Origin of the sequence: Pseudanabaena sp. 'Roaring Creek', from assembly GCF_001402795.1 — a bacterium.
Classification (GTDB): Bacteria; Cyanobacteriota; Cyanobacteriia; order Pseudanabaenales; family Pseudanabaenaceae; genus Pseudanabaena.
The window spans coordinates 1-10,875 of record NZ_LIRE01000192.1 but is presented as its reverse complement, the minus strand read 5'-3'; the positions used below and the strand labels follow the sequence as shown (position 1 = coordinate 10,875).

Here is a 10,875-nt window from a genome sequence, read left to right as displayed (position 1 = left end):
TATAGATAATTCAAATAAAAACTACAGCTTCGACTTCGCTCAGCTAGCTTACACCGAGGGCTGAGCGAAGTCGAAGCCCGTCTACAAGTTATTTAAAACAACTATACATACACAAATAAATACTCCGCATTGAGAATAATTTGGTTGACTAACAACGAGTAAATAAACTTGAAAGATTTAAAACTAGTCAACTAAAATCAATATTCTGAATTGCAAGCAGATAGCGATCGCTTTCAGTATCACTGATAATCTGACATTCTATTTTTGGATCGTTGTTTGAGGCATGGTCAGTCAGTAATTCTTTGACAATTTGACGATATTTTTCTAAGATTTCCATTCCACAATCTCCTCAAACTATCGAAAACTCCGTAAACTGACGCAAGTTGGGGGCTTGGTAAGCTAATACAATATTTTGTTTTGGGATGCCCTTTTCTACTAGCAAATTAGCGATACCTACTTCGGTTCCATCACTTTGAATCCAGATTTTATCGCCTTTAAGATCGATATGAATTAAGGAACCATAAATGCGGCGTTTTTTATTCCAGCCAGTACAAACCAATTGATAGCGATCGCGCTGATGATCGAAAATCAATTCCATCTCTACATCACCATAGGCGGGTTGATGGGTGCTATATTCTGTAAGAATCTGCTTTACTATATCTCGATAGGTTTCTAGGGATACCATTGCACGATAACCTCCTCTGATATATCAAAAATAATCAGCTTTAGTTGATATTCAGCTATAGCTAGTTTAGCAAATTCGCGCCGAAAGAATGTATTCCAAGCCGTGTCAGGGATTGCTAAGTATAAGAGGCGACTAGGATCGTCTAATTTTAAGGCTAGGCGATAATTGAGACATTGCCCCAAAACTGTATGAAATTCAGAAATAGCTGATGGATTTAAAAAAGTTTTAACTTCCACTGCGATTTTATTTTTGTCTTTTTCTGCAGCGAATAGTTGTTCTGCACCAATGTCAATGTAAATTTCAACTTCAGCAATATTCAAGTAAAGCGGATCATGGGTAATTGTCCATCCGTCTTTGATGAGGGCTGTTTTCACAGATTGATGGAATAGATCTTTTGCCATAGTTTAGTCAGATTTTTATTTTCACACAATCATGTTAGGGCGATCGCATTTTGATCTTCTTCTGACAGGGTGTTAGCGATTCTTATTGCTTTTGTTAATAGCTGCGCCATAGTTTTTAGTTAGATTTTATGTTTTTTGTTGAGGCGATCGCAATAACATTTACTCTTAGCCACTACTCAAATAAAGATCTGGGTAGTCGGTGGTGAATTTGATCAATCACAGACCTAGAAAATCACTTGACTATCGTACTCCTTACGAAGTATTCTTTGCTTCATCAGATACTGTTGCATTTCATCCTTGAATTGGCGATGTACTTCATTGCTACGATTCAAAAAATATTCTTCAATCAAATCTGAGTCAACTAGAATTTTAATTAGCTTCATTAATTATTCTCCTCCAAATTTTGGTGCAGTCTTAAGATTTTTGGAACTAATACTTCCCTTGGTGATTTTTGCTTGTTTACCATTACCTAGCTCTTCTCTTAACTCCTCCATTGATTTTAGTTTTGATTTACTGCGTTCTTCATTTGAAGACAAAGTAAATCTTTCAGGAATATGACTAACAGCACCAGCAACAGCATCAAGATAAGCATCCAACTCCATACCATGAGCTTTAGCAAACAACCTCAGCGTATCAACCTTTGTGCTACCTTCACCCTGCTCAATCCGCCGCACTTGGCGATCGCTTAAACCAATAATATCTGACTGACGGAGTTTATGTTGCTTGCGTAAAGTGGCGATCGCCTTTCCAAAAACTTGATTATGCTCTGACTTAAGAGCTTCAAACTTTTGCTTCCATTCAGGAGCGTTTGCAGAGCGCAAAGCCTCAAGATCGAGATGGATATCTGCATCTTCCCAATAGAGACAACTACCATCATCATCAATAGTAAAGTTACTACGATCTTTGATAGAAATACACTTTAATGCTGGTAAGGAATCAAAAGGAACTTCCAACTTCTCCATGGAACAGCTAAGAACTAATAAGCGATCGCCGATCGCTATCGCATCAGCAATTAGTTGTTCTTGCGCTCCCATAGTCCAAGCATTCATCACCCTTTTAGGTACAACAGAATTAGTATGAACAAGTGTATTTCGCATCACTCGGAGGTTAGCTCGATCAAACATTTGAGGCATCCAAGTGGGATCGATATCTTCTCTAATAAATAGCACCCGCAAATGATGCTTCTGATTTGCCGATCGCACAATATCCGCAATCTCTTGTAAGCCAGTTGCAGAAGCTAAAACAAACAAATTTAGGGCTGATTCTAAATCCTGAGAGTCAGATGACTGTAGAACTTGCACTGACTTAGAACGGGTTATGAGATGTTTGTTCTCACTATCTTGAACTAGAACAGTCATTGTCTGTTGGCTGGACATTACCGATCCTCCTTGATACATACTTTTTGCTCCCATTCGATGAGAAGCTTAGACCGATTTTCTAAAACGAGTTTCAAAATTTGTTTTTCGTCCTTACCTGATATTTGAGGATTTGGAGGATATTTAGCCGTAAAAACTAAACCATTCTCTTTACTGCAAAGCAAAATATCAAAGCGGATCTCCCATGCACCTGCCTTACGGGCATGAAAGTGTGGAGGTCTATGATCGTGAGAATTAAAAAAAAGATACAGACCGTCTATTTGAGAGCATTGAACCTTACCCAAGTCCTGACCTAAATTTGATTTTGCAAGACAACTAAATATGAATATAAACTATACCAGACATTTTGTCAATAACACATGATAGTGATAATGTCTTGTCGAGGCATTGTTGGTATGGCGATAGGGTATTGGTTGGTTAACAGGGAATACTTGCTGAAACGCCTATTTCATGACGACAAAAAGCGCAAATGCCAATATCTCATTTTAAAGTGCTGGCTAGACCCAAATCATTTGCTTTATTCTTAAGCGCTAAGCCGCCTTCTCAGGCGTAATTATAGGCGCAAAGCAAACCCGCAAAGCTTTATAATAGAAAGACACTTAGTAAGAATTGCCTATAATCACACGGGGCAAGCACTGCCAAGCCATGCAAGGAGAAATTTAGTAGCCGTATGACTGATACCTTAGAAGATCGGATTATTCCCACAGACCTGCGCGGCGAAATGTCGCGATCGTACTTGGAATATGCCATGAGCGTGATCGTCGGTCGCGCCCTGCCCGATGCCCGTGATGGACTCAAACCCGTACATCGTCGCATTCTCTACGCTATGCACGAGTTGGGTATGACTGCCGATCGCCCCTTTCGGAAATGCGCCCGTGTGGTCGGTGACGTAATTGGTAAATATCACCCCCACGGTGACACCGCCGTATACGAAGCATTGGTACGGATGGCGCAGGACTTTTCGATGCGCGATCGCTTGGTCGATGGTCACGGTAACTTTGGCTCCGTCGATAACGACCCCGCCGCCGCGATGCGATATACCGAATGTCGGCTGACCCGTATTTCTCAAGTCGGGTTGATTCAGGATATCGAGCGGGAGACGGTCAACTTTGGCGATAACTATGACGGCTCGCAACAGGAGCCTTTAGTATTACCCGCCAGAATTCCGCAGCTATTACTTAATGGCTCCTCAGGTATTGCCGTAGGGATGGCGACTAACATTCCCCCCCACAATCTAGGCGAATTGGTGGATGGCTTAGTGGCGCTAATTGCCAATCCATCCCTAACGGATTTGGAATTAATGCATTACATCCCTGGCCCTGACTTCCCGACGGGAGCCTTGATTTTGGGAACCGATGGCGCACGCGAAACCTACACCACAGGACGAGGCTCCGTAACAATGCGTGCCGTGGCGGATTTTGAAACAATTTCAGTTGCGGGAAGGCAGGATCGCGAGGCGATTATCATTACGGAAATGCCTTATCAAACGAATAAAGCAGCGCTGATCGAACGCATCGCGGAAATGGTCAATGAGAAGAAAATTGATGGCATTTCCGATATTCGGGATGAAAGCGATCGCGATGGTATGCGGTTGGTCATCGAACTCAAGCGCGATGCCTATCCTCGGGTAGTTCTGAATAATCTTTATAAATCTACACCCCTCCAATCGAACTTTAGCTGCAATATGCTTGCCCTCGTCGATGGGGAGCCGATCACCTTGACGCTACGTCATGCGCTGCAAGTATTTTTAGACTTCCGCTATGAAGTGATTACCCGCCGCACGCAGTACGAACTCCGTAAGGCTGAAGAACGCGATCATCTATTGCAAGGTTTGCTGATCGCGCTCAATCACTTGGATGCGGTCATTGCACTGATTCGGGCTGCTGAGGATAGTAGTACGGCAAAGGCGGGCTTAATCGAGACCTATGGATTAACAGAAGCCCAAGCCGATGCGATTTTACAAATGCAGTTGCGCCGTCTCACAGCTCAGGATGCCGATAAAATTAATGACGAGCATAATCAGTTAGTCGAGAAGATTGCGGATCTACAACATATTCTGCAAAATCGCGATCGCATTCTGACGATTACCCGTGAAGAGTTAGAAGCCATCAAAGCCGAATTTACCACTCCACGACGCTCGCGCATTCTTCCCAATGAAGGCGATATCGATACTGCCGATTTGATTGCCAATCGCGAAACGATTGTGATGGTGACGGAGCAAGGCTATGTGAAAAGGATGCCCGTCGATACCTTTACGGCCCAGCATCGTGCTACGCGAGGCAAGGCAAGTGCAAACGTCAAGGATGATGATGCGATCGCCCATTTCTTTGCCTGTCGCAGTCATGATAAGGTGCTATTCTTTACCGATCGCGGTAAAGTCTATGGGGTCAAGGCTTATGAAGTGCCAGAATCGGGACGGGCTGCTCGCGGTACGGCTGTCGTCCAACTACTGCCGATCGCTGCCGATGAGAAAATTACCACGGTATTGCCCATCAGCGATTTCAATGAAGATGAATATCTCGTCATGCTGACAGCGGGTGGTTATATCAAAAAGACCAAGCTGCCTGCATTTGCCAATATTCGTTCCAATGGACTCATTGCGATCGCCCTTGAAGAAGGCGATCTCCTGCGTTGGGTCAGAAGGGCTAAAGCCGATAACACGATTATTGTCGGTTCGCGGCAAGGGATGTCGATCCGCTTCCGTACCGACCATGAGCAGTTGCGTCCGATGGGACGCGATACTCGCGGCGTGCGATCGATGCGGCTAACGGGTGACGACCTCATCGTGAGTATGGACATTCTCCCCGCAGGTTTAGCGGAAATTGAGGCGGATGAATCCGAAGAAGAAATCGATCTCACCGCAACGGTATCCGAAGATGAGAATCTAGAAGCCGAGACTGGTAACGATAAGGCTCAAGGTCCTTGGGTGCTAGTTGTAACGCGGGGCGGCTATGGTAAGCGCGTTCCCGTCAGTCAATTCCGTATTCAGAAGCGGGCTGGTAAAGGGCTACGGGTCACCAAATTCAAATCTGGTCAGGATCAACTGGCTTCCCTTTGCTTGGTTGATGAACAAAATGAGCTGATGATCGTGACGAGTCGCGGGATTGTCATGCGCCAATCTACCGATGCGATCGCTTGCCAATCTCGTACGGCCAGAGGTGTCCGCCTGCAAAGACTGGATGCATCGGATGCGATCGTGGGTGCAACTTTAGTTCCACCAGCTTTAGAAGAGGAGCATGATGAAGTGGAAATTCAAAGCAATGTAGATGTCGTAAATACCGTGGATACTTCTATTTCACAAAATACCGATATTCCAGAGCCAGAATCTTCTAACAATGAGCCTGAAATGTCTTAAGGCAGCTTAAAGAGAAAGGCGGCGCTTTGCGCCGCCTTTCTCTTTAAGCTTGTTTAGTCAAAGGATAGAACTTGACCTTAAGCCCATCTTTAGGACGAAGGGTCGGAATAGGAAAGGGTTCGAGATTTTGGGAAGGTAAAATCTCCCATTGATAATTGCGTAATAGATTTGCTGCGATAATTTTCATCTCTAGTTTGGCAAAGGCAAGACCAACGCAAATCCTTGCTCCGCCACCAAAACCAATTAGACTAAAGGGTTTTTGTTTGTGTTCTTGGCGATCGGGGCTAAAGCGATCAGGATCGAATTGGTCGGGATTGGGATAGATATTTGCCTGTTTATGGGTAACCATAATCGAATAGATAGCCAGCCAACCTTTGGGTACGTGATAGCCTTGAAACTCAAAGGGTTTGATTACGCCGCGAAAGCCACCCGCCACTGGTGGACGCAGGCGCTCGATTTCTTGAAAAATTTGGTCGAGATAGGGCATTTTCCCTAGCTGGTCGAGATTTAGTTGTCCCAAATGGGCTAATTCTCTTTGCTCCTGTCGCGCTAGTTCTAGAACTTCAGGATGGCGACCTAATTCCAGACAAAACCAAGTCAACATTGAGGTGGTGGTTTCATGTCCTGCAAACAGCATTAACATTGCTTGGGCTTTCAATTCTTCTAAACTGAACCGCCCTCCGTCCTCATCTCGCGCTTGGGCTAACATACTCAACACATCATTTGTTGGATTTTGCTGACGTTGCTGTACGACCTGAGTGATATGTTGTAAAAGCAGATCGCGGGCGGCGATCGCTTTCCCTAGGGCGGTAAATGGCAAGGCGAAAGGCACGATCGAGAAGAAACCATTAGTTAGGGTCGAGAATAACTTACTCAATCTCTCTACGTCATCTCCTGCCTTTGCGCCAATTAAAAGTTGACTGGCAATCTCAAAGGTAAGCTGTTTGAATTCATCAAACCAGTTAAATTCTCCCTTTGCTTCCCATTTATGCAGATATTGCTGTGAGATCTCTGACATCGTAGAGAAGTAGCCATTTAAGGCTTGTCCGTGGAATGCTGGCATCATCAGTCTTCGGTTGCGACGATGTTCTTCTCCATCCTGCAAAAAAAGCGATTCTCCCAAAAGTATCTTAAAACTATCGGGCCATCCTTCCTTCCATGAGAAGCATTCCATGTGACTGGATAGGAGAAATTCGGCAGCTTCGGAGCCGATCATATACACGGTTGGTCTACCCAGAATGCTGGTTTTGGATATAGCACCATACTTGGCATATTGCTTGTCGACAAATTTACGGTCAAAGAGGAACTGTAAGGTTTGTCCGATAATTGGTAGTCCAAACTTTCCAGGCGGTAGATTCATCTGTTTGAATTGGGAATGATGGAGATGTTTTTATTATAAGTAGCTAGTAAGTAGCTGGGTATAATTAAAACCCAAAATCAAAACCTGTAGCGTACGCGCAGCGTGCGCTACAGGTTTTGGGGTTTTATATGTAATTGCTGGATAGTAAGCACTAATTGCCTTAGCTTAACTGGTTTAGCTAGGTACTCATTCGCTCCTGCGGCGATACATTTTTCCCGATCGCCCTGCATGGTTAAGGCGGTTAAGGCAATAATTGTTTGATTGGCAAGACTGGGGATCTGACGCATTTGTTTGATGGTTTCCAGCCCGTTCGTGCCTGGCATTTGGATATCCATCAAAATCAGATCGGGAGCCTGTAACTGTGCGAGAGCGATTGCTTCTTCCCCATTGGTGGCTAAGATCACGTCGTAACCTTTGGCGGATAAGTAGCTCGCAATGGTAATCAGATTCGCTTCATTGTCATCTACTAGTAAGATTTTAAAGGGATTTTTTAATTCTGATCCATTGTTTTCTGAGGCTGTAAATGCTTCGAGCTGAGTTTCGGGGGCAGGAGAGACTGTTTTACAGTCAGCACAGGGAAGCGTGATCGTAAAGCTACTGCCCACACCCACTTCGCTAACCAAGCTTACCTGTCCGCCATGCAATTCTACAATTCGTTTGACTAGGGATAGCCCCAATCCCGTGCCTTCGTATTGGCGATTGAGGGCGCTATCAATTTGAATAAAAGGCTGAAACAGTTTATCAATATTTTCAGGGGCAATGCCGATCCCCGTATCGATCACCTTGATTTGCAGATACTCCTGAAGGGGAGGAACTTCCGCTGTTTGGTCGGAGTGGGTGGGGTTTGCCTTTTGGCAATCGCTAACTTCTAGGACGATCCGCCCTCCTTCGGGGGTAAACTTGACGGCGTTACTCAGCAGATTGATTAAAACTTGCAGAATACGCCGTTCGTCGATCGATACGTTGGGTAAATCGGGAGAGATTTTCGTTTCTATTTGGATGCGTTTTTTGTGGGATTGTTGTTTGATAAAGGCAAGACTTGATTGGCAGAGGACTTCAATATTGCAAGATGTCAGATCTAGTTCGACCTGCCCCGATTCAATTTTAGCCAGATCGAGGATGTCATTAATTAATTTAAGTAAATGAATGCCGCTATTTTCGATGAGCTTTAAGGATTTTTTTTGATGCTCATTGATACTACCAAATACTTCGTCTTGGAGAGATTCGGTCATGCCAAGAATGGCGTTGAGAGGGGTGCGCAGTTCGTGACTCATATTAGCGAGAAATTCATCTTTGAGTCTGGTGGCGATCGCTAGTTCGGCGTTAGTCTGCTTGAGCTGAGTTTCGTACTGCTTGCGATCGCTAATATCGATAACCACGCAAATAGTCTGATTTTCCGTGCCAGGGAGAAAAGCCGCACCAATTAACACGGGGATGCGACTGCCATCTTTGCGATAGTATTCTTTCTCCCAAGGGTGGATAAATCCATGTTCCATCAGCTCGCCCATGGCGGCATAGTCGGCGGGGATATGTTCGGGGGGAGTGAGATTATTCCAAAATATTTTTCCTGTATTAAATTCTTCTCGACTGTAGCCAATCATTTGTAAAAAGCGATCGTTAGCATCGAGGATATTGCCCTCAAAGTCAGCGAACAACATGCCGACCACATTAGAGTCAAACATGCGACGGAATCGGATTTCGCTCTCTTGCAAAGCTTGGGTACGACGTTCGACACGCATTTCCAAATCCTGATTGAGCCGATATAGAGCCTCGGTAGCCGCTTTACGTTCCAATTCAGCCGCAACCCGCGCTCCAAAAATTCTTAAAATGGCGATCGATTCATTGTATTTAGACTTATCGAGGGGTTTGGTGTCAATGATACAAAGATTGCCGATCGCATTTCCGAAATTGTCTTTTAACGCAATGCCCAAATAACTATCGGCTTGCATCTCCGCTAAATAGGGATCTTTGAAAAAATAAGTTTGTAATTGACTTTCACAATAAAATTCTCCATCCCTCAGGACATATTCGCAGGGAGTATCCCTCACGGGATAGGCAATAGATGGTTGCAAACTTCCCTTAGCCCAGAAACTTAAGGTATGGAGATGATCGTCAATTAACTCGGTAACACTCACGAAGGGAATGGCTAAAGCTTCAGCAATATGGCTCACTACCGCAGGGAAAAATTCCAGCCCAGTGAGAGCGGCAGTCCCCTCTACTAACTTCTGAAGGGTTAATTCGGCTTTACGGCGATCGCTAATATCGGTAATCGTGCCTACATAGCCAAAAATTTTGCCACTGAGATCGACTTCTGCCAGCGATTGTCCGAGTACCCATGAGGTGCTACCATCTTTCCGTAAAAATCGATATTCCAACTTAAAGGGACGGTTTTGTTGCGCTGAGAGATACCATTCGTTATTGATTTTATCGCGATCGTCTGGGTGTAAAGCGGCTGCCCAACCTTCGCCAAGCGCTTCTTCTAAACTCAATCCCGCAATCTCGCACCATTGCTCATTAACATATATACAATTCCCGTTCTTATCCGTTCTAAAGATCCCCACAGGCACTACGGCCGCTAGGGTTTTAAATCGTCTTTCACTTTCTAGTAAGGAAATATTTACCTCTTTACGCGCTGTAATGTCACTGCTGATAACGACTATTTTCCTAACCCGTCTATCCTCATCAAATATTGGTACTTTAACCGTACTAAGGAGCCTGACTGCTCCATCTCGGCGGGTTACCAGTTCTTCAGGAATATGCAATATTTGTCCAGTCGTAAACACAAAGTTATCATCGCGAATATATTGACTGGTAAAGTCGGGATTATTAAAAGGCGCATCAATAATTCCTTGTAATTGTTCTAAGGACATTCCGTAAAAGTCTCGCAAGGTCTTGTTACCCCATGCTATCCGCGAGCCAGATTCCTTGACCAGCATCAGATCGGGAATCGAGTCGAAAATTTGCTGGTATTGCTCTTCGTTATCGCGCAGACTTTTCTCTGCCGCGATTCTCTCCCGTAGCTCGATATTTAATGCTCGGTTTTGCTCCTGTAATTTTACGAGGGCTTGATGGGAGCTAATGGTCGCCTTGACGATCGCGGGCAGCATTTTGAGATAGTTGCGATCGCGGTCTCTAATGAGATAATTCGTAGCTCCTTGTTCGATTAACTTGGTGGCGGTTTCTTCTTCCCCGTTAGCTATGGTAACAATGCATGGACAATTAATGTTTTGCAGGATCGGTAATAATTGGCTTGCCTCGCCATCACTTAAGTTGGATTTGACTATGGCGATCACCAATTCATGCTGAGGGAGGATAGCGATCGCTTCCGCGAACGAAGCTGCCATAACATAATCATAAAAAAGTCCCACTTGTTCTAAAGCTTGCACTAAAAACAAGCGATCGTCTAGATCGTCTTCAACCAGCAAAATCTTAGTTTTAGGAATATTGTTACGCTTGAGATTGCCAATGTTTTTCATATAGTGGAAAGATTTAGACAAACAAATTAGTCTTTGTCTCAGGATTTATTCGGGTGATCGGAAATACTGAAAAACATTCAATAATTAGGTAATACCAAATTAGAAACAAGTAGAAATAACTATTATCTACTTGTAAGTAAGTGGGCTTAATTAAATATGAAACCCCAAAGACTACGGCTTACGCTGCGCGTGCACCGAAGGTTTTAGATCTGGATTTTAATT

Annotated in this window: 9 protein-coding genes; 1 reads left to right on the top strand and 8 read right to left on the bottom strand. The window is 44.2% G+C overall.

Annotated features, from left to right (window positions below; all coding sequences use genetic code 11):
* Nucleotides 1-187: 187 nt before the first annotated feature.
* From AC805_RS24545 to AC805_RS06140, 6 genes are all read right to left on the bottom strand, one after another.
* A complete protein-coding gene (locus AC805_RS24545) occupies nt 188-337 on the bottom strand; it encodes an element excision factor XisI family protein (protein WP_082429413.1) in 150 nt (49 codons plus the stop codon).
* 12 nt (nt 338-349) lie between these two features.
* Complete coding sequence (locus AC805_RS06155; protein ID WP_055074601.1) at nt 350-685, bottom strand: XisI protein; 336 nt, start codon at nt 683-685, stop codon at nt 350-352.
* Nucleotides 673-1,086 (bottom strand): XisH family protein, encoded by a 414-nt coding sequence (locus AC805_RS06150; RefSeq protein WP_055074600.1) that lies wholly within the window; start codon nt 1,084-1,086, stop codon nt 673-675. The genes AC805_RS06155 and AC805_RS06150 overlap by 13 nt, the downstream gene beginning before the upstream one ends.
* A gap of 224 nt (nt 1,087-1,310) precedes the next feature.
* The gene (locus AC805_RS26105) at nt 1,311-1,469 is read right to left on the bottom strand and encodes a hypothetical protein (RefSeq protein WP_197278649.1); all 159 of its coding nucleotides are present in this window, start codon (nt 1,467-1,469) and stop codon (nt 1,311-1,313) included.
* Nucleotides 1,470-1,472: 3 nt separating this feature from the next.
* Complete coding sequence (locus AC805_RS06145) at nt 1,473-2,462, bottom strand: DUF2442 domain-containing protein (RefSeq protein WP_072143536.1); 990 nt, start codon at nt 2,460-2,462, stop codon at nt 1,473-1,475.
* Entirely contained in the window at nt 2,462-2,746 is a 285-nt protein-coding gene (locus AC805_RS06140; RefSeq protein WP_055074599.1) for a DUF4160 domain-containing protein, read from the bottom strand. The genes AC805_RS06145 and AC805_RS06140 overlap by 1 nt, the downstream gene beginning before the upstream one ends.
* 386 nt (nt 2,747-3,132) lie before the next feature.
* On the opposite strand from AC805_RS06140, the gene gyrA reads away from it, so the two are divergent.
* Nucleotides 3,133-5,817 (top strand): DNA gyrase subunit A, encoded by a 2,685-nt coding sequence (gyrA, locus tag AC805_RS06135; RefSeq protein ID WP_055074598.1) that lies wholly within the window; start codon nt 3,133-3,135, stop codon nt 5,815-5,817.
* A 43-nt stretch (nt 5,818-5,860) separates the two neighbouring features.
* Here gyrA and AC805_RS06130 read toward each other — a convergent pair whose 3' ends face one another.
* Both AC805_RS06130 and AC805_RS06125 read right to left on the bottom strand, forming a co-directional pair.
* Complete coding sequence (locus tag AC805_RS06130) at nt 5,861-7,177, bottom strand: cytochrome P450 (RefSeq protein ID WP_055074597.1); 1,317 nt, start codon at nt 7,175-7,177, stop codon at nt 5,861-5,863.
* Between the two features lie 107 nt (nt 7,178-7,284).
* Nucleotides 7,285-10,653, bottom strand: coding sequence for a PAS domain S-box protein (locus tag AC805_RS06125; protein WP_055074596.1), 3,369 nt, complete (start codon nt 10,651-10,653; stop codon nt 7,285-7,287).
* Between the last annotated feature and the right edge of the window lie 222 nt (nt 10,654-10,875).